The 19458-nt window shown below is 44.5% G+C and carries 16 protein-coding genes; 11 read left to right on the forward strand and 5 right to left on the reverse strand.

What is annotated here, in order from left to right:
* Positions 1–470 precede the first annotated feature (470 nt).
* On the forward strand, positions 471–1820 hold the full coding sequence (locus R7P36_RS22040; RefSeq protein ID WP_005385092.1) for an alpha-amylase family protein: 1350 nt from the start codon (positions 471–473) through the stop codon (positions 1818–1820).
* Positions 1821–1928: 108 nt separating this feature from the next.
* Here R7P36_RS22040 and R7P36_RS22045 read toward each other — a convergent pair whose 3' ends face one another.
* Entirely contained in the window at positions 1929–2222 is a 294-nt protein-coding gene (locus R7P36_RS22045; RefSeq protein ID WP_005375388.1) for an ArsR/SmtB family transcription factor, read from the reverse strand.
* 245 nt (positions 2223–2467) lie between these two features.
* Here R7P36_RS22045 and R7P36_RS22050 point away from each other — a divergent pair, with 245 nt between their 5' ends.
* Positions 2468–2761: a hypothetical protein gene (locus R7P36_RS22050; RefSeq protein WP_005375389.1), complete on the forward strand. Its 294-nt coding sequence runs from the start codon at positions 2468–2470 to the stop codon at positions 2759–2761.
* A 92-nt stretch (positions 2762–2853) separates the two neighbouring features.
* Here R7P36_RS22050 and R7P36_RS22055 read toward each other — a convergent pair whose 3' ends face one another.
* From R7P36_RS22055 to R7P36_RS22065, 3 genes are all read right to left on the reverse strand, one after another.
* Positions 2854–4818 carry a monovalent cation:proton antiporter-2 (CPA2) family protein gene (locus R7P36_RS22055; protein ID WP_005375390.1) on the reverse strand — a complete coding sequence of 655 codons (1965 nt, stop codon included), beginning with the start codon at positions 4816–4818 and terminating at the stop codon, positions 2854–2856.
* On the reverse strand, positions 4815–5432 hold the full coding sequence (locus R7P36_RS22060) for an NAD(P)H-dependent oxidoreductase (RefSeq protein WP_005375391.1): 618 nt from the start codon (positions 5430–5432) through the stop codon (positions 4815–4817). Before R7P36_RS22060 ends, R7P36_RS22055 begins: the two co-directional genes overlap by 4 nt.
* A 166-nt stretch (positions 5433–5598) precedes the next feature.
* A complete protein-coding gene (locus R7P36_RS22065) occupies positions 5599–6024 on the reverse strand; it encodes a universal stress protein (protein ID WP_005375398.1) in 426 nt (141 codons plus the stop codon).
* 445 nt (positions 6025–6469) lie between these two features.
* On the opposite strand from R7P36_RS22065, the gene R7P36_RS22070 reads away from it, so the two are divergent.
* The 8 genes from R7P36_RS22070 to R7P36_RS22105 all read left to right on the forward strand — a co-directional run bounded on the left by R7P36_RS22070 (position 6470) and on the right by R7P36_RS22105 (position 18290).
* Positions 6470–8041 (forward strand): ATP-binding cassette domain-containing protein, encoded by a 1572-nt coding sequence (locus R7P36_RS22070; protein ID WP_213899139.1) that lies wholly within the window; start codon positions 6470–6472, stop codon positions 8039–8041.
* Positions 8042–8247: 206 nt separating this feature from the next.
* On the forward strand, positions 8248–10407 hold the full coding sequence (locus R7P36_RS22075) for a prolyl oligopeptidase family serine peptidase (protein WP_213899140.1): 2160 nt from the start codon (positions 8248–8250) through the stop codon (positions 10405–10407).
* Between the two features lie 527 nt (positions 10408–10934).
* Complete coding sequence (locus R7P36_RS22080; protein ID WP_017635247.1) at positions 10935–11726, forward strand: hypothetical protein; 792 nt, start codon at positions 10935–10937, stop codon at positions 11724–11726.
* A gap of 90 nt (positions 11727–11816) precedes the next feature.
* Positions 11817–12959 (forward strand): efflux RND transporter periplasmic adaptor subunit VmeP, encoded by a 1143-nt coding sequence (vmeP, locus tag R7P36_RS22085; protein ID WP_063518257.1) that lies wholly within the window; start codon positions 11817–11819, stop codon positions 12957–12959.
* Between the two features lie 10 nt (positions 12960–12969).
* On the forward strand, positions 12970–16110 hold the full coding sequence (gene vmeQ / locus R7P36_RS22090; RefSeq protein ID WP_213899141.1) for an efflux RND transporter permease subunit VmeQ: 3141 nt from the start codon (positions 12970–12972) through the stop codon (positions 16108–16110).
* 120 nt (positions 16111–16230) lie between these two features.
* A complete protein-coding gene (locus R7P36_RS22095) occupies positions 16231–17316 on the forward strand; it encodes an OmpP1/FadL family transporter (protein ID WP_213899142.1) in 1086 nt (361 codons plus the stop codon).
* 176 nt (positions 17317–17492) lie between these two features.
* Entirely contained in the window at positions 17493–17972 is a 480-nt protein-coding gene (locus R7P36_RS22100; RefSeq protein WP_250154945.1) for a hypothetical protein, read from the forward strand.
* 42 nt (positions 17973–18014) lie between these two features.
* Entirely contained in the window at positions 18015–18290 is a 276-nt protein-coding gene (locus tag R7P36_RS22105; protein ID WP_250154946.1) for a hypothetical protein, read from the forward strand.
* A 47-nt stretch (positions 18291–18337) separates the two neighbouring features.
* On the opposite strand, the gene speG is transcribed toward R7P36_RS22105, so the two are convergent.
* Complete coding sequence (speG, locus tag R7P36_RS22110; RefSeq protein ID WP_005375417.1) at positions 18338–18877, reverse strand: spermidine N1-acetyltransferase; 540 nt, start codon at positions 18875–18877, stop codon at positions 18338–18340.
* A gap of 246 nt (positions 18878–19123) precedes the next feature.
* On the opposite strand from speG, the gene R7P36_RS22115 reads away from it, so the two are divergent.
* On the forward strand, positions 19124–19276 hold the full coding sequence (locus R7P36_RS22115; RefSeq protein ID WP_005375418.1) for a hypothetical protein: 153 nt from the start codon (positions 19124–19126) through the stop codon (positions 19274–19276).
* The last annotated feature ends 182 nt before the right edge of the window (positions 19277–19458 follow it).

Consider the following 19458-nt stretch of genomic DNA (forward strand, 5'->3'; position numbering starts at 1 on the left):
ATTTTGAAGTCATTTCGGGACAGATACAAACAGAAATCTTTAGTCTTTTAACGCTAGGTATGGTGATTTACTGGATTTTTGAAACGCGCCAAACGTGATCCATCTGCCAGTTTCGTTTTATTAACAATTGATTACTCAACGGGTTGGCTTGGCTATTTTTATCCTTTGGGCCTATTTTAGGGCGTACATAGGTCTTATGTTCTATCTTTTTAAATTTAAGTTTTTGTTAATCAAAACAATGCCTTAGTTTTATGTTGGTCTGTTCGGGTTGTATGTCGTGTGCCCGTTATTCACTCAGAACGATTTATCGCTGTGCAATGGATGAGTCGCTACGCCTTCGATTTCAGCCTTGAGTTAGTGCTAAAAGGGTGAGTGCCTCTGATGAATAGCTTTTATAATTTCGATTATTGAATTCACTCACAAAAAAATGCAAACAAGTAATCGTGAGTGGAAACGAGCAGGAGAACAACATGAGTGGCTCACAGGAAACACAATCATTCGGTGCAAACGTTATCTTACATGCGTTTGATTGGAAGTATGCTGACATTGCCCAACGAGCAAAAGAAATCCGCGAGCTTGGTTATGGCTCTGTGTTGGTTTCGCCACCAATGAAAAGCGCACACGATGAGCGCTGGTGGCAGCGTTATCAACCACAAGATTATCGTGTTATCGATAATGCTTTGGGTGATACCAAAGATTTTATTCATATGGTTCGTGAACTGGAGCAAGTTGGTGTGTGGGTTTATGCCGACGTAGTGTTTAACCATATGGCAAATGAGGCCCACCTTCGCAGAGACCTTCAGTACCCAAGACAAGAGGTCTTGGAGGAATACCAGAACAACAAACAGAAATATCAGTCGCTAGCGTTGTTTGGCGATCTATCTCAACCACTTTTTGATGAAGAGGACTTTGTTGAAGCATTCGGCATCAAAGACTGGAAAGATAAGTGGCAGGTTCAAAACGGACGTATCACAGGTGGGCCAACCGATCCTGGCTTGCCAACTCTTCGTGTTTGTGACCATGTCGTTGAGCAGCAGCGAGCGTACCTAAAGGCGCTGAAAGCTATTGGTGTGAAAGGTTTTCGTATTGACGCTGCGAAACACATGACGTTAGAGCATCTTAAGCGTGTTTGGACAGACGACATCACGCGGGATGTGCATATATTTGGTGAAATTATTACCGATGGCGGTGCGACGGAAGAAGAGTATCAGCTGTTTCTTGAGCCGTATCTACAGGAAACTCGCCTAGGTGCGTACGATTTCCCTTTGTTCTCAACCATGTTTAAGGCGTTTGCTAAAAAGGGCAGCTTCAAGTCTCTGATTGATCCCTATTGTTTTGGTCAGGCTTTGTCCCCCGGTCGTGCGATTACATTTGCTATCACACATGATATTCCTAACAATGATGTCTTTCTTGATCTCATCATGGACGAGGAAAACGAATGGTTAGCTTATGCCTATATTCTAGGCCGAGATGGCGGTGTGCCGTTGATTTATACCGACTTAAACACCAGCGGTATTAAAGGTAAAAATGGTCAGCCAAGGTGGCAAGGTGCATGGAGCGACCCGAGAATGGCAAAAATGATCCAGTTCCATAATATGACGCATGGCGAGCCGATGAGTGTTCTTGAAGGTAACGATGACATGCTCGTACTTAAGCGAGGTGACAAAGGTATTGTGGTGCTTAATAAATCACAGCGTCAACAGTCTTTGACATTAAAAACGGATGGCAATTGGGTTGATTTGATGACAGAACAAATCATTCCAACTGACGGTAAGTTAATCGTACCATCTAAGTCGTCGATGTTACTTGTCGCGAACTAGAAGATGTACACACCGAGCTTAGCAACTTCGGTGTGTATGTTTTTCATCGTCATTCACGTTCTGCTGAAATTCAATATAAACTCAAACTCTCTCGTTTTTGCTAGAAATTTATGAGCACTCGTTAACGCAACATTCTGCTTTTAAAAAACCAATTACGTCATCTAAGCACTGATATTCTGCAACACAAAAAAGGGTTCTACCCTCACGGCGCTGGGTGAGAAGACCGGCTGAAGCAAGGCTAGAGATATGATGAGAGAGAGTGGATGCTGGAATGCCAAGCTTTTCTTGTACACCGCCTACCGCGATACCTTTGTATCCCGCTTTGACGACTTCTTTGTAAATACTTAAACGAGTCGGATGCCCTAACTCTTTTAGTGCTTTAGCAACGGCTTCAAGCTCCATACTGACCTCTAAAGAATGACCACAGTAATTTTGTTTCGATAATAGGGAAAGTCTCAGTAAATGCCAACTATTACGATCTCAGAACAATTTAAATCAGATGAGATTCATACTGGCTCATGCCTTCATGACAACAGTTGTCTGTTCTAATGAGACAGATCAATCTTCATTATTATTTCACGCCACGTTCAAAATCCCTCGTCTACACTCAATGTTGAGTTGTCAGTTGGCAGACCAAGGAGGCGGCCATGATTGCGGTTCATAGAGATTATTGTTTGTCTAACAGTTCGGAGTTACATGCCCACGTTAAAGTCAATCCTGTCGGTAAATTAGAAGTTGAGATTGTTGAACTTCAAGAGCGCCACACCACAGAGTTTGATGATTTGTCTTTTGAGAGTCGTGGGTGTGAAACTCGAATCTGTGGTAAAGAAGACACAACTCCGTGGCAGTTCAATCTTGCAGTTACTGATGCGTTAGAGCTTTCTCATTTAGTGGAAGAAGCAAACGAAGAGTATGAGATTTTAATGAATGATCTTATGTAATATCGAGAAGATCATTTTATCCTGCACGGCGTGTGGCTCTGTACTGAAAAAATAAAAACCTCCCAAGCGGGAGGTTTTTAATATGGAGTGCGTTATCGTTGGATAGGCTCTTCTCTTGGTGGTGTTAGCTCTTGGACGTTATCTTCATTAAAGTCATCGGCGTAACCTTTAGGTGGCGGTGTCCAACCACGTTCTGACCGCGATAGTTTGTCATGACGATCTTTTTGCATCTCTTCCGCCATTTTCTCCTCTAACTGAATAAACAGTTGTCGGAAATTGTTGTCATAGCGTTCACCTTCAGAATCATCTTCCCAAGCTTTGTAGAGTATTTCTGACTTACGTGCTTCAACACGCTTATATGTCGCCTTCTGTTGTTCAACAAAGAAGGGGTGAATGCCAAGGGCTTTCATTGTGTGACCGCCCATCTCCAATGCAGAATGGTAGGTCTCTGATTCAATAATATCAGCTCCCGCTTGACGCAAAAGATAGCCATGTCCACGGTCAAAGGCACGTGCAATCACTGTTACTTTTGGGTACGTGTGCTTAACGTACTTCACCAGTTCTACACTCGATTCTTGGTTATCAATCGCCACAACCAACGCAGCGGCGTGCTCAATGCCGGCTGTATGTAGCATATCTGGTCGAGTCGCGTCGCCAAAATAGGCGCGAGTGCCAATCTGGCGCATGTTATCGACTTGGTCAGATTGATGGTCAAGTACCACGGTAGTCACGCCGTTTGATACCAATAGGCGATTCACTATTTGTCCAAAGCGGCCGATGCCGGCGATGATCACCGTGCCTGTTTCCTCAATCGTATCGCTTTCGCGTTCATTTGACTGGCTTTCAAAGCGCGGCAGAATCACTCTATCAAACAGAATAAACAAACCTGGTGTCAGGAACATCGAAATCGCAACCACTAACGCAAGAGTTTGTGAAAGTTCAAATGGGATGACGTGGTTTTGCACTGAAAAGCTTAGAAGCACAAAGCCGAATTCACCTGCTTGAGCCAAGCTTAGGGTAAACAGCCAGCGGTTGCTGCCTTTCACCCTAAATATCAGTGCAAGAATAAACAGCACCAAGGCTTTCAAAACCATCACGCCAATGGTCAATGCCATGACCAACCAGAAATCACCAAAAAGGACCGAGAAGTTGATCCCTGCGCCAACGGTAATAAAGAACAGACCTAACAATAGGCCTTTAAATGGTTCGATGTTGGATTCTAACTCGTGGCGGAATTCACTGTTCGCCAATACAACGCCAGCCAAGAAGGTTCCTAAGGCAGGAGATAAGCCCACTAAGCTCATCAGCGCAGCGATACCAATGACCAGCATGAGTGCAGTTGCGGTAAAGATTTCTCGCAAACCAGAGCTAGCCACATAATTGAGCAGAGGTCGACTTAAAAAGTGTCCACCAACGACGACGATTGCAATCGATGCTGTGATTACGATGCCGTATGCCCAGCCGGGCAACCCCGCAACGAGGCTTAATTCTTCATGGTGCGCTGCGGCTGTTTGAGCCGCGGACTGTGCCTGTTCAATTAATTCAGGTAAGGCCAATAGAGGAATGAACGCCAACATTGGTATCACTGCAATATCTTGAAAAAGCAACACGGAGAAAGCGTTTTGTCCACCTTCCGTCTTCGTTAATCCTTTTTCGCTAAAAGTTTGCAAAACAATCGCAGTAGAAGAGAGGGCGAAGATCAAACCTATGGCTAAGGCTATGGTCCAAGGCTGGTCAAAATACAAGGCAATACCCATAATCGCCGCGACGGTACCGCCGACTTGCAGACCTCCTAAGCCCATTAAGCGATTGCGCATTGCCCACAACATTTTGGGTTCGAGCTCTAAGCCAACGAGAAACAGCATCATCACCACGCCAAACTCGGCAAAGTGCTGGATTGTTGTTGTTTCTTCACCGACTAAACCGATAATTGGGCCAATGACCACACCTGCGATGAGATAGCCTAAAACGGACCCAAGTCCCAAACGCTTAGCAAGTGGGACTGCAATTACAGCAGCAATCAAATATACGAAGGCTTGTAAGAATATCCCTGTCATGAAGCCTCCTTAATGAGCTCTGGCAATGCGCTGTTAAGCTTGATTAATGACGCCGCAGCTTCAACATCCAACCTATCTTCGACTAAAGCTGTTAGCAGGCTCTTGTACCGCTCAACATGACGAGGGATTCGCCCTTCTTCATCTGCTGTACGTGCGCCAAACATCGCGAGAGGGGCAATGTAGTTCATGCCTGTCAGTGCGGACATTTGTTCAATAGGCGCAAGCAGTTGACGAATCGTAAAGTGGTTGTAGCCCTCTGCCTTATAAGCTTCTTCTTTACCCCCTGCAGACAGCACACAAAGCATGGTCTTACCTTGCAGTGCTGTGCCATCTGTACCGTAAGCAAAGCCATATTCCAAAACCAGATCTTGCCACTCTTTTAAAATTGCAGGCGTTGAATACCAATATAGTGGGAATTGGAAAATCACCACGTCATGCTCACGTAGGCGTTGCTGCTCACGGTCGATATTAATATCGAAACGAGGGTATTCGCCATAGAGATCAACACATGTCACGCCTTCAATTTTTTGAGCTTCTTTGAAAAGTGGAGTATTCACTTCTGAACGATGCTGGGAAGGATGAGCAAAGAGAATGAGTACTTTTTTATTTGCCATAGGGATCCTTGCTATCTAAATAACCATGCCCAGTAGGAGCGCGGGTTGGTTAGAAAATGTAACTCATAAATGATCGCCAAGCTAGTTTGGAAAACTGTTTAAGCTGTTTCAATATCAATAAAAAACCACCAAATAAATTGGTGGTTTTGGGAAGCGTTACGTTTTACTAATCATGAATAGGGACGACTAGAATATCCACCGGTGACTTGTTAATTAAGTGTCTGGAGTAAGAAATAATCTTGCTCCAGAAATCTTGGTGGTGACCACAAATCAGAAGATCCACTTCTTGCTCTTTAATGGTGACCTCTAATTTATCAGCCAAGTCGCCAGTACCTACGAAGAAATGTTTAAGTGGGTAATCCATGTAATCACTAAATGTTTTTAAACATTCCATTGAATGCTCATTCAACGGCCTTTGATCCGGGTTTTCTTTAATGTCTACAAGCTCACGATAGATTTCTCCGTGCGTACCATCAATATGAATAAAGGAGATATCGGAGTCGAGATAGTTTGCCATTGATACCGCTCTGTCGATAAGCACGGTGCTTTCATCTGACAGTTCGAGTGCAACAAGGATATGTTTGTATTTCATAACCACGCCCTTATGTGGATTATCTTTACCCTAAGCATAGTATGGCTTGGATAAAAATTGTGTTGCTAAGATCTCGAAATTGTTCAAAGACTTGTTAAAAAGTTAATGTGATATAACAACTTACTGTGAAACTTTCTTTTTGTTCGCATTTGGTTAGAAAGCTTGCTTTTTGAACAAAAAAGCGACTACACTCTGCGCATCATTTCTCTAGGAGATTACGCCAACATGAAGAACTAAACCTGTCATCCATATTTTTACTTATTTTTTGGATCTGCAGGGTTAGTAGGCGTAGCTCACTTTCCGATATTTCTTTGCAACAAGACGACTTTTTGATTTGACGTATATCGTCGAACTTTACATAGAGCTTAATGCGTTTTTGCACGCGTTTTGTTGCAATTTCAAATCATAGCTACGGCTGTTGTCCCTGTCATACAGGAGGCAAATTATGCCGGTTTTACAAGCTTTTAATGTTAGCCATCAGTTTGATAATGGCGAGACGCTATTTCAGTCTATTTCTTGTTCCATGACTAAACGACGTGTTGGTTTGGTTGGGCGCAATGGCATCGGTAAGTCGCTTTTGGCTTCCATTTTGGCGGGAGAAACTCAGCCTGCCAGCGGTGTTGTGACTTCTCCCTCTTCTTTCATGATGTATCGCCAGCAGCCGTCTGATCTGCTTTCAGGCCAGCAATCGATCGCCCAGTTTCTGGGAACAGACTCGGTCTTACATGCTTTGAAGCAGATTGAACAAGGTGATGTTTCTGAGCATTGGTTCGAACTGGTTGGCGAACAGTGGGATATTGAACAGAAACTCAAACAGCAGCTTGCTGCGATGGGCTTGCCGCAAGACCCTGATTTCTCTTGTGCTCGGCTCAGTGGTGGTCAGTTGGCACGTTTGCAGTTATGGCAGTTGTTTGAAAACGAAACGGAGCTTTTGATTCTTGATGAGCCATCCAATCACCTCGATACCGAGGCGAAACAATGGCTGATAGAGTCTATGAGGCATTTCGGTGGCGCGATTTTACTCATCAGTCACGATCGTGAGCTGCTACGAGAGATGGAGGAAATTTGGGAACTATCGGGCCTAGGCTTACAAGTTTTTGGTGGAAATTACGATGTGTACGCCGAGAAAAAACGCACTGAACTGCAAGCGGTCGAGAGGCAGTTAGCGCAAGTCGATAAACAGAAAAAACGGTTAGCCGAGCAAGCCCAGAAAAATCGCGAAAAAGCAGACCAACGCGCCGCGCAAGGGAACAAACTGCGCAAAGACGGCAGTCAGCCCAAAATTTTGCTTGATGGAAAAAAGGATAGCGCGACCGCCAGCGCTTCAAATCGCAATAAGAATGAGCAACTCAGACAAGCGCATTTACAAGCCAAAGAACAGGCGTTGCAATCGCGACATGAGCAACTCAAGGCGCAAAAGCTTTATCTTACAGATAATCCGAACCGTTCGCGAAAAGTGTTGTCGATACAAGAAGGTATATTACCTTTTGGGAATTCTACGCCTATCACGTTGCAGATTTTTGCGAACGACAAAGTCCATCTCAAAGGGAGAAATGGCTGCGGAAAATCAACCTTGTTAAAGACGTTGCTTGGCGAGTTATCGTTGCAGAGTGGTGAGTTGCAAGTGAATACGCCTTTGTATTATCTCGACCAACATTTTGGTGCAGTGAATCCAAATCTTTCGTTACTTGAGAACGTAATGGAGAGCTGCCAAGAGATGACGGAAAGTGAAGCGAGGACCTTATTGGCCGGGATCGGTTTTCGTCGAGATGCAGTGTTTCGATTGGGGCGCCTACTGAGCGGTGGCGAGAAGATGAAGCTCGCGATGCTGATAGTCAGCCACCAAAATTCTCAGCCTTTGCTGCTGCTTGATGAACCAGATAACCATCTCGACCTCGAGTCAAAAATAATGCTTAGTCAGGCGTTAAATGTATACAAAGGTGGATTTGTTCTGATTAGTCACGACCAAGATTTCGCTTCTGAGTCTGGGGTTTTGCGCCAAATCGAGCTGACTTAGACGAAATAGAGTAAACGCCATCGTAGCTCTTCAGTATTGTTCCCAAGTTCTACACTTCCACTTACTAGTTTGTAGAACTGGAAGGAAATGAGGGAGTTAGGATGGCTTTCACAACTCGTTTAGTGAAATTAGATTCATTTTGTCGATATATAGTAGAGTTCTGATGTATTGCACAAAAAGACAACAGAAAAATAAAAAGGAATTTCATGAAAAAGAACACCCTAGCACTCACAACGGCTCTCGCACTCGGAAGTGTGTTGTCTGTGGCGTATGCAAATGAAGCGGCGCAATCGTCGGTTGAACAGGTAACCCCGAAAACCATCACGTATCCAACCACACAAAAAGTGGATGTTGTCGATGGCTACTTTGGTACAAAAGTGAGTGATCCTTATCGCTGGTTGGAAGACGATCTCAGCCCAGAAACCGCAGAATGGGTTAAGGCACAAAATGCAGTGACGTTTGATTATCTGTCGAAAATCCCTTACCGCGAGCAGATTGAAGAGCGCATCACTAAGCTCATGGACTACGAAAAGCAAAGCCAACCGTTCAAAGAGGGTAAGTTCACTTATTTCTACAAAAATGACGGGCTACAAAACCAAGATGTGCTTTATCGGCAGTTAGGTGATGGCGAAGCAGAAATTTTCCTCGATCCAAATACTTTTAGTGAAGATGGCACCACATCGTTAGCGGGAGTGAGCTTTTCACGTGATGGTTCTTTGGTTGCATACAGCATTTCGGAAGGCGGTAGCGATTGGCGCAAAGTCATTGTGTTAGACACAGAAACCAAAAAGCCCGTCGGCGAAACGCTGGTGGATATTAAGTTCAGCGGCATCAGTTGGCTCGGCAATCAAGGCTTCTATTACTCAAGTTATGACAAGCCAAAAGGGAGTGAACTTTCCGCGAAGACAGACCAACACAAGCTCTACTTTCATAAACTAGGGACGAAACAAAGTGAAGACCAATTAATTTTCGGTGGTGTAAAGGACGAAAAGTATCGCTACGTTGGGGGTTACACGTCGGAAGATGAACGCTACTTGTTTATCTCAGCCAGCGTATCGACGTCGGGCAACAAACTGTTCTTCAAAGACCTGAGTAAGCCAAATAGCCCGCTGAAAACCATTTTAGATAACACCAGTTCTGATACTTGGGTGATAGACAACCAAGGCACGAAACTGTACTTGGTTACGAACCTTAATGCGCCGAACAAACGCGTCGTGACGGTGGATGCAAGTCAGCCGCAACCCAAAAACTGGAAAGATGTGATTCCTGAAACAAAGAACGTGTTACGTGTTTCTACCGCGGGTGGCAATTTGTTTGCGAGCTATATTGTTGATGCGATCTCAATGGTGAAGCAATACGACATGAACGGCAAACTCATCCGAGAAATCAAATTGCCTGATATTGGCAGCGCATACGGTTTCTCAGGGAAAAAAGAAGAAACCGAAGTCTACTATTCTTTCACCAACTACAAGATGCCAAGCACTACCTATCGTCTGAACATCAAAGACGGTGATAGCGAGGTGTACTACAAATCTAAAGCGCCATTTGACCCTGTTTTGTATGAATCTCGCCAGGTGTTTTACACCTCAAAAGACGGAACAAAAGTGCCGATGATCATCACCTATAAAAAAGGGACACCGATGGACGGCAGTGCACCAACCATCCTATATGGTTATGGCGGTTTCAACATTAGCCTCACGCCATCTTTTAGTCCGACACGTGCGGCTTGGTTAGAGCTTGGTGGTGTTTACGCGGTAGCGAACATTCGTGGTGGTGGGGAATATGGCAAAGAATGGCACAACGCTGGCATTCAAATGCAAAAGCAAAATGTGTTTGATGACTTTATTGCTGCGGCTGAATTCCTAATTGATGAAAAGGTAACGTCATCAAACAAGTTAGCCATTAACGGTGGATCGAATGGTGGCTTGTTAGTAGGGGCCGTTATGACGCAACGTCCAGAGCTGTTTAAAGTGGCGCTGCCAGCAGTCGGCGTACTGGATATGCTGCGTTACCATACTTTTACCGCAGGTGCTGGTTGGGCGTATGACTACGGCACGGCAGAGCAAAGTAAAGAGATGTTCCAATATCTGAAAAGTTATTCGCCGGTGCACAATGTAAAAGCAGGGGTGGAATACCCAGCAACATTGATTACAACCGGTGATCATGATGACCGTGTTGTTCCTGCTCACTCATACAAATTTGCTGCTGAGTTGCAATCGAAGCAAGCGGGTTCAAATCCGACCTTAATTCGCATCGAAACCAATGCAGGACATGGTGCAGGCACACCAACGCGTAAAATAATTGAGACAAATGCAGATATTTATAGTTTTGCACTGTTCAATATGGGAATAGAGAAACTGCAATAGTGCGAATTGTTTGCGTTTTAGTTATCGAAACGCATCGGCGATTTATCGCTCGATAATAAAAGGGAATCACAGAGAGTGATTCCCTTTTTATTTATTATAGGCCTACTATTCTAATCTGATGCTAGGCTAATCAAACTAAGGTTTTTAAATTATTATAATGTTCTAATTAATCTGAAGAGTGTTGTACGATCGAAATGAAACATTGATCGCGATCACCTAAATCCATTGCACTCTCTATTCATATGGTAAAATTAATTAATCATTTGTTCTAATGATAATTGAATTTTCATAAGTTTTAATATTTCCTTCTTCATTGGTATTACCAAATTTCAAGTTATATAAGATATAAGTAGCGGTGATTGAACTTTTACGATGCTTTATTTTATTTTAATTAAAACGTCGAATGTTTCGTCATTATTGAATTTGCTTTGATAATTTATGTTATCCAAAGCGAGTTGTGTTGCTTGCTATTTATGATGACCTCATGACGTGAATAATTTTATAATCATTAAAATGGATACAGTTTTATGAATTTAGTGAAACCGTCTGTTGCCATTATGGTTGCAGCCCTACAACTCGCGTCTTCTGCCTATGCGCAGACAAACAATAACGAAGAACTACAAGATATGTCTGACCCACTTGCGGTATACACCCAAGCTGGCTTTGGTATTACTGATAAAGGCGCGAACATCAAAATCGGTCAAACTTACCAATCTAGCCAGCCTGGTACCATGGCGATGAACATCATTGAAATGAAAGGCATTGGTGGTGAGCTATTTGGCATTCGCGACAATGACGATCCAATATATGCCAACGTTGATGACAGCATTGACTCTTTCAGACTACGTAATTTCCAAGTAGAAGTCGCAAAAGGTCTAGGCCGTCAATTAGATGTAAACTACGACGTTGATAACGATAAATTAGATGCATCTTATAGCTTTATTCAAGGTCTACCTAAGTTTGGTATGTTGCAGCTATTTCCTTTAGCTGGTGCGGGTGTCACTATTGCTAATGATTTTAGTGGTGATGACAAAGGTTATGAAATTCCAGGTACTTTCACTGTTGTGGGTATGTACTCAAAAATTGAATTAACCGATAAAATCTGGATTAACTACAACCCAATGTATATGCATACGTTGTCAGGGTCTAGTCAATATAAAGATACTTATTATGCGGGTGAAGATAATATCTTGACTCATGAGTTTGCGTTGTCTTATCAAATTAATCCTCGCGCAAATATTCGTTACTTTGCAAACTGGAATGAGCACGTTAATTTCGGTGATGGTGATCACCGTATCGAATTTAACTACCAATTCTAACTCCCTCGTTTATTTACAGAATAGAAAGTAGGTTTATCCATATATTTAAATATCTAGGCCAAAGCACTTTCTATATAAAGTAGGTTTATCATGAAAGCCAAATATAAATTTGCGTTGGTATCTATTGCTATATCTTCTGCATTACTATCAGGATGCAAAACTGGCGATATCGCAACGAAAACTGCCCAAGCACCCTCTGTTGAAACCGTTACCCTAACCGAAACAAAAATCACTCCTTATCATACTTTTATCGGTCGAACTGAAGCGGTAAATGACGTTGATATTATGCCTCGAGTCGGTGGCGAATTAACCGCGATTCATTTTAAAGATGGCGATATGGTCGAAAAAGGCCAATTGCTGTTTGAAATCGACGACCGTCCTTACAAAGCGGCACTGGCGTATGCAAAAGCGTCGTTGCAAAAAGCAAAAGCACAACTCGTTCAAACTACGCGTGATGCAGAACGTGTGAAGAAACTCATCAAAGATAAAAGCATCAGTGAGCAGCAATACGATGACGCCATTGCCGCGCACGCCGCAGCGATTGCTTCGGTAGAAGAGGCGAAAGCGACGCTGGTTTCAGCAAGGCTCGATCTTGAGTTTAGCTCTGTGCGTGCTCCTTTCTCTGGCCGCGTGGGTTTCAGCAACTTCCGAGTGGGTGACCGTATTTCGAAAATTCAACTCGTTCCTCTTGTTTCGATCACTCAAATCGACCCAATTCGCTTTGGCTTTGATGTGGATGAGAAGCTCTACCGCCGCGTAAGAAGTGCGATTGATGTGGCTCATCGTAACGATGACAAACTGGATGTTGATTTAACACTGACGCTTTCAGACGGTTCATTGTATCCGCTAGATGGCAAGATCTACGCCGTTGGCAACAAGATCGATTTAGAAACAGGCTCAATTCGAGCAGAAGCACAATTTGATAACCCAACTTACGCGCTTATGCCGGGTGAATATGGCAACTTGACCATCAAGCTGCGCAACAAAACCATTGATGGTTTGCTTATCCCATCGGTGGCTGTTCAGCAAGACCAAGCGGGTGACTACGTCATGGTGGTTGGTGATGATCACGTGGTGTCTCGTCGTAACGTTGAACTCGGTCAGACCTACGGTGTGAAACGTGCTGTACTGACTGGTTTGGCGGCTAACGAAAAAGTCATCGTCAATGGTCTACAAAAAGTGCGTCCGGGTGCAACGGTGAAAGACGTTGAGCTACAGAGTGAACAAGGCTGAGTGAGTACTGATGTTAAGTAAATTTTTCATTCACCGGCCGAAGTTTGCTTTGGTGATCTCACTGGCGATGACATTGATGGGTATGATCGCCCTGAAAGTCTTGCCAATTTCTGAGTATCCTCAAATCTCTCCAACGGTAATTACGGTGAGCACCATGTATCCGGGTGCAAACGCGGACGTGGTTAAAAAGACCGTAGCACAACCGATAGAAGCCAAAGTCAACGGCGTTGAAGACATGATTTACATGTCTTCTGTGATTGGTAACGATGGCTCATACACATTGCGTATTTACTTCCGAGTGGGCGCAGATGGCGATATGGCGCAGGTTCGTGTGAACAACTTGGTGGCACAGGCGACGTCGTCTCTACCACAAGAAGTAAACCAAATCGGTGTGACGGTTAAGAAGAAATCTTCCGACATGCTGGGCGTTATCACACTGCGTTCTCCGAAACAGTCTCACGACAGTATCTACCTTTCTAACTACGCGGATCTCAATATTGTCGAGCGTCTAAAACGTATCGAAGGTATGAGTGACATTACGCTGCTGGGTAAGAAAGACTACTCAATGCGTATTTGGTTGAACCCAAATAAACTGGCTACCTTGAAGCTTTCTGCTAGCGATGTTATTGGCGCAATTAAAACGCAAAACATCCAAGTGGCGGCGGGTAAGATCGGTGGTATGCCAGCTCCGGTTGACCAGCAATATCAATATGTTTTGCAAACCAAAGGCCGCCTCACTTCTGCGGAAGAGTTCGAGAACATCATCATTCGTGCGAGCAAGAAAGGTTCTTTGATTCGCTTGAAAGATGTGGCTCGTGTGGAAGTTGGTGCACAAGGTTACGAAGCTGCTGGTCGTATGAATAACGAACCAGCCGCCGTTCTGGCCTTGTACCAGTTGCCGACCGCGAACGCGCTAGACGTGATGGAACGCGTGAAAGAGGCCATGAAAGAGTACGAGAAATCGTTCCCAGATGATTTGGTCTACGACATCGCGTATGACTCTACCGAATACGTAGAGACATCGATTGATGAAGTGTACGAGACGCTGGTGATTGCAGTACTTCTTGTCACCTTCGTTGTGTACGTTTTCTTGCAGAACTGGCGAGCGACCATCATTCCAACCTTAGCGATTCCGGTTTCCATCATTGCGACGTTCGCAATCATGGGCGTGATGGGCATGACCATTAACACGATCTCGTTGTTTGGCTTGATCCTCGCCATCGGTATCGTGGTGGACGATGCGATCATCGTGGTAGAGAACGTGGAGCGGGTTATCCATGAAGAGCATTTAGACCCGATTCCGGCCACGATCCAAGCTATGAAAGAAGTGACGGGGCCAGTATTGGCAACAACGCTTATTTTGTTGGCGGTATTTGTACCAGTTGCGCTATTGCCGGGTATTTCTGGTCGAATGTTCAACCAGTTCGCGGTCACCATCTGTGTGTCGGTGCTGATCTCTGCGATCAACGCATTAACGTTAACGCCAGCGCTTTGTGCGTTGATGTTGAAATCTACTCACTCGCAACCTATTGCGCCTTTGCGTGCGTTTAACCGCGGTTTTGAAGCAATAACGCGTAAATACCAAGGTTTAGTTGGCTTCTTGAGCCGTCGTATTGTGCTGAGTATCGGTGTGTATGGCGCGCTTATTGCGGTGCTGGCATTTGCGTTCATGACCGTACCTTCCTCTTTCGTACCGAACGAAGATAAAGGCGTGTTCATGGTCGAAATGCGTTTGCCAGACGCAGCAGCATTGCAGCGTACTGCACCATTAATGAAGAAGTACGTTGATGAGCTAAAACAGATGGAAGGTGTGGAGAACGTGGTTTCGGTTGCGGGCTTCTCGGTAATTAACATGGCGTCGATTCCAAACTCGGGCATGTTGATCATCAAACTGGATAACTGGAGCAAACGTAAAGACCCTGAACTACACCAACGTGCGTTGATGAACAAAGTTAACCAAATGCTGAACTCAACGCCAGATGCCGCTTCGTTCGTTTTCGCGACGCCGGCAATCAAAGGCATGGGTGCGGTGGATGGTTTCAACCTTGTGCTGCAGGACAACTTGGGCCGTTCTCCACAAGAGTTGGCAAAAACAACCGCTGATTTTGTTGCCCAAATCAATCAACTGCCTGAAGTGGCGCGTGCGTTCTCGATTTTCCGTGCCAACATTCCGCAACGTTACATCGATATTGACCGCGATAAAGCGATTTCGATGGGCGTACCGTTGAATGAAATCTTCAGCACACTGCAAGCGCAGTTGGGCGGTGCCTACATTTCTGACTTCAACTTGTTTGGTCGTTCGTACCAAGTGAAAGTGCAAGCAGAAGAGCAATATCGTGACAACATCGACGACATCGACCATCTGTTTGTTCGTTCTAGCTCTGGAAAAATGGTGTCACTGGCAACGCTAGTGAAAGTGAAGCCGATCTTCGGCCCTGATACCTTGTCGAACTACAACATGTTCAGTTCTGCAACCGTGAACGGTGCGCCAGCGCCAGGCTACAGCTCGGGTGATGTTGTAAAAGCCATTGAAAAACTGGCTGCAGAATCTTTGCCAAGTGGTTACTCGTACGAGTGGTCAGGCATGACTTACCAAGAGATGAAAGCAGGCAACATGGCACCAATCGCGTTCGCATTGTCTTTGCTGTTCACCTACTTGTTCTTGGTGGCTCAGTACGAAAGTTGGACCATTCCTGCTGCGGTAATGATGGCGGTTCCAGTCGCGATTCTCGGCGCAATGGGCACGCTACTGCTGGTGGGACAACCGTTCGATTTGTATGTGCAGATTGGTGTGGTCATCTTGATCGGTATGTCCGCCAAAGTGGCGATTCTTATCGTGGAATTTGCCAAAGTTCTGCGAGAAGAAAAGGGCTTATCCATCATTGATGCTGCCAAAGAAGCTGCTCGAATCCGTTTCCGTGCAGTACAGATGACCGCATTTGCCTTCATCTGGGGGGTATTCCCGTTGGTGATTGCATCGGGTGCCGGTGCGGCATCTCGTCACTCACTGGGCTTTGCAGTATTCGGCGGCATGATTCTCTCTACGTTTGTAGGCACGTTACTGACGCCAGTGTTCTTCGTGATGATGCAATCTCTGCGCGAGAAGTTTAAGCGAAAGAAACCCACTGAACTTGAGGTGAGCGAGCAATAACGCTGATTTCAACTGACTGACTCCACAACACCCCCACGCTGTGTGCGATTGGCCAATGCCTTTCATTGATATACAACCACCGTCGCAGCGTGGGTTCCCCAAACAATAATAGGTTTTAGCATGAAAAATCTTTCAAAAATCGTCGTAGCGAGCTCTCTACTGACGTGTGCTGCTGCGCAAGCGGGTGGGTTATACCTTTACGAAACAACTGCATCGGATATTGGTTTGGCATCCGCTGGTATGGCGGCTCGTGCGCAAGATGCCTCAGTAATGGCAGCAAACCCGGCTGGTCTGGCGAATGTTTCTGGTAAATCTTTCTCTGGTAACCTGATTGGCCTTTACGGTGACGCGCAACTAGACACGATGACTGGCGATGCGGGCAACGTGATTGGTTTTGTTCCTATGGCGTCGGCATTTTACAGCCAACAAGTAAACGACAAATGGACGCTGGGTATTGGTCTGTATGGCAACTACGGCCTTGGCCTCGAGTACGAAGGTCTTTTGGATAATCATTTAGATATTCCTACAGCAACGACGCAAGCCTTAACCATTCAACCTTCCGCTTCTTACCGCATCAATGATCACTGGTCTGTGGGTGCGGCGCTTGGTATTCAGTACGGTATGTATGAAGTGGAAACGAAGGGAGTCTTGAACTTCAATGACGAAGACCAAGATACTCAGCTCAACGGCCGAGTAGGTGTGCTTTATGAAGCAACACCAGGCACGCGTCTTGGTCTGTCTTACTCTTCTGAAACCGAATTTGAATTCGACAAGAGTAACTCCATTGCTCCACAACAACTGATCTTCAGTGCTTACCACGAAGTGAATGATGACCTAGCGGTGATGTGGAACGTGAACTGGCAAGACTGGAGCGAATACACAACCACGCTGAACGTAGAGACACAAGACACTTACCAAATCGCATTAGGTACTCAGTACAAACTGAATGAAAAAATGATGTGGAATGCAGGTTTTGCATTCGATACCAGCATGTATGAAAGTCAATCAAACGGTGACATTACCGTTCCTACTGGCAAGGCGTACCGCATTGGTACAGGCATTGATTACAAATTGGATTCAGAAAACTCAATTGGTTTCGCGTTGGAAGCGATCTTGATGGAATCGTCGGAAACGCCACGCTTACAAGCTGGCTTTGATGAGCCTGCTCTGTACTTCATGAGCATGAGCTACAACTGGAAAAACTAATCATTCCTAATCGCTAAAACGCCTTCCTTACAGGCCATTCCACCCTAACTACCTGCACTGGATGCTGTCACACCATCTAAGGTAGTTAGGGCGCTTCTGTCACATCCAGTGAGTGATGATTCAAAAAGTCTCTGCGCAGCTAAGTGCGGGTATTCAACATCTCAAAGGACTAAAAAATGAAAAATAAACTAGCGTTAGTGTGTACGACTTTGTTGGTCAGTACGCTGGCTCATGGTGCCGAGCACCGAGTAAAAGACAATAAAAACAAGTTGGCGGATGACCCAACAAAAGTCATCACGAAATTTGGCGCGTCGTACGCAAACAACTACGATTTTGATGATCAAAACATCTCATTCTCGGGCTCACTTGCGCTTGACCAAGCGCGCAAAATTAACCTGCGTATCAATGATGATGCGAGCGAGTGGCGTATTGGTGGCTCGTGGTTGTTTCCGGTCGGTATCGTGAACTTCAACTTCGGTAAAAATGAATACGTAAACGGCGCGGATCAAACCAACTACAGCTTTGGTACCTTTATGCCGCTAAGTTATTTCGGGATTGAGCCAGCAGGCTTCCAAATTTTCCCAATGGCAGGCTATACGTACAACACTGGTGATGTTCCTGTTTGTGACGGTGCAGAAAGTAGTCTCTGTAGCTAGCCTAACTTTACGGGGACGCCAAGTGCAGAGAATGGCTTCAATATGATGAGCTCTTCAGGCAGTAGCGGTTACGTTGGTGCATTTGCGCTGAAATCGTTTACCAAAGAGCTGACGTTAATCAGCTTCGCAGCAGGCACTTACGGCTCAGAAAACAGTGAAGGAGAGAACTACAAAGGCTTCTTTGGTGGTATTGGTCTTGGTTACCTCGTGAGCAAACGCCACTCTTTTAACGTAATGACGTTTGTCATGGACAACAACACCTATCTGGATGAAGCAGACAAGCGCATCGTATTATCATATCAATATCAATTTGAATAAATAAAAACGCAGCCCAAATAGCTGCGTTTTTACTTTGATAGAATGAACTAGTGAATTGAGTTGTTTTCTTCGATCTTTTTCTGGTACTGGTGTTTTAATATATACATGCGCTTAACATCGCTGTAAGCGCCGTTAATAAAGTATTCTTCTACAAGGTGACCTTCTTCGATAAAGCCGCACTTTTTGTATAAGTGAATAGCGACTTCGTTATCCACTGCGACTAATAAGTAGATTTTACGTAGATTAAGAATTGAGAATGAGTAATCTAACGCACGATTAATCATCTCTGTCGCATAACCTCGGCCTTGATGCTCTGGGGCGATGATTATCTGAAATTCCGCGCTGCGGTGAATGTAGTTAATCTCGATCAGCTCAACTAAGCCAATTACGATGCCGTCTTCATCTTCGACGACAAAACGTCTTTCAGCGTCATCATGTATATGTTTTCGATAAAGTTCTTCGAGCTCGTCATAAGACTCGTAAGGTTCTTCGAACCAGTAGGCCATGATATTTCGGTTGTTATTCAGTTCATGAATAAAGCGCAAATCAGAACGCTCTAATGCACGCATTTTTAGGCCTTTCTTCATCATTTTTCTCCAATGAGGGCGGAGAATACCTCCGCACTTGATGCTAGAAAATATTACCGTATTTCACAAGAATAGCGCATCTTTTTTTGGAAAATATCCTGTGATTTTCAATGTGGAAACTTAGAGTTCACGACAAATATAAATTAATCTTTACGATAAAAAACTCGATTAGGTGCTTTGCCTAATATCGTATTAAATACCGCGCAACGACTTAGTGTCTTAATCTAAACAAACAAGGTATTCAATATGTTTTCAATCGGTGACGTAGTAGTAGCGACTAAAGGTATCGATCTTGGCGAAATGGTTGTTACAGGTTTAAGCAGTGGCGGTTTTTACACACATGTAAAAGCAGGCGAAAAAACACTAACTTACCCAGCTAAAGATCTTAAGAAAGCATAATTAAATTTGCTCATTCTTATTTTTAACTGGCTTAAAGTTCGTACTAGTTATTTTAAGCGGGTTAGAATCGATAAAAGGTAGCGCAATGAGTCGCTACCTTTTTTTATTTTCAGCCCTAAACCACCTACTTCAGTAGGTGGTTATCATCCGTTTCGGCTTTGCCTGTAAAACTACTCATGCTA

Origin of the sequence: Vibrio sp. 397, assembly GCF_033339395.1 — a bacterium.
GTDB lineage: Bacteria > Pseudomonadota > Gammaproteobacteria > Enterobacterales > Vibrionaceae > Vibrio > Vibrio alginolyticus.

Excerpts from the sequence above, each read along its gene's own strand:
- R7P36_RS22070 (WP_213899139.1), top strand. The coding sequence starts at position 6,470 with ATGCCGGTTTTACAAGCTTTTAATGTTAGCCATCAGTTTGATAATGGC.
- R7P36_RS22095 (WP_213899142.1), top strand. The coding sequence starts at position 16,231 with ATGAAAAATCTTTCAAAAATCGTCGTAGCGAGCTCTCTACTGACGTGT.
- R7P36_RS22060 (WP_005375391.1), bottom strand. The coding sequence starts at position 5,432 with ATGGCAAATAAAAAAGTACTCATTCTCTTTGCTCATCCTTCCCAGCAT.
- vmeP (WP_063518257.1), top strand. The coding sequence starts at position 11,817 with ATGAAAGCCAAATATAAATTTGCGTTGGTATCTATTGCTATATCTTCT.
- R7P36_RS22075 (WP_213899140.1), top strand. The coding sequence starts at position 8,248 with ATGAAAAAGAACACCCTAGCACTCACAACGGCTCTCGCACTCGGAAGT.
- speG (WP_005375417.1), bottom strand. The coding sequence starts at position 18,877 with ATGAAGAAAGGCCTAAAAATGCGTGCATTAGAGCGTTCTGATTTGCGC.
- R7P36_RS22115 (WP_005375418.1), top strand. The coding sequence starts at position 19,124 with ATGTTTTCAATCGGTGACGTAGTAGTAGCGACTAAAGGTATCGATCTT.
- R7P36_RS22100 (WP_250154945.1), top strand. The coding sequence starts at position 17,493 with ATGAAAAATAAACTAGCGTTAGTGTGTACGACTTTGTTGGTCAGTACG.
- R7P36_RS22040 (WP_005385092.1), top strand. The coding sequence starts at position 471 with ATGAGTGGCTCACAGGAAACACAATCATTCGGTGCAAACGTTATCTTA.
- R7P36_RS22050 (WP_005375389.1), top strand. The coding sequence starts at position 2,468 with ATGATTGCGGTTCATAGAGATTATTGTTTGTCTAACAGTTCGGAGTTA.
- R7P36_RS22055 (WP_005375390.1), bottom strand. The coding sequence starts at position 4,818 with ATGACAGGGATATTCTTACAAGCCTTCGTATATTTGATTGCTGCTGTA.
- R7P36_RS22080 (WP_017635247.1), top strand. The coding sequence starts at position 10,935 with ATGAATTTAGTGAAACCGTCTGTTGCCATTATGGTTGCAGCCCTACAA.
- R7P36_RS22105 (WP_250154946.1), top strand. The coding sequence starts at position 18,015 with ATGATGAGCTCTTCAGGCAGTAGCGGTTACGTTGGTGCATTTGCGCTG.
- R7P36_RS22065 (WP_005375398.1), bottom strand. The coding sequence starts at position 6,024 with ATGAAATACAAACATATCCTTGTTGCACTCGAACTGTCAGATGAAAGC.
- R7P36_RS22045 (WP_005375388.1), bottom strand. The coding sequence starts at position 2,222 with ATGGAGCTTGAAGCCGTTGCTAAAGCACTAAAAGAGTTAGGGCATCCG.
- vmeQ (WP_213899141.1), top strand. The coding sequence starts at position 12,970 with ATGTTAAGTAAATTTTTCATTCACCGGCCGAAGTTTGCTTTGGTGATC.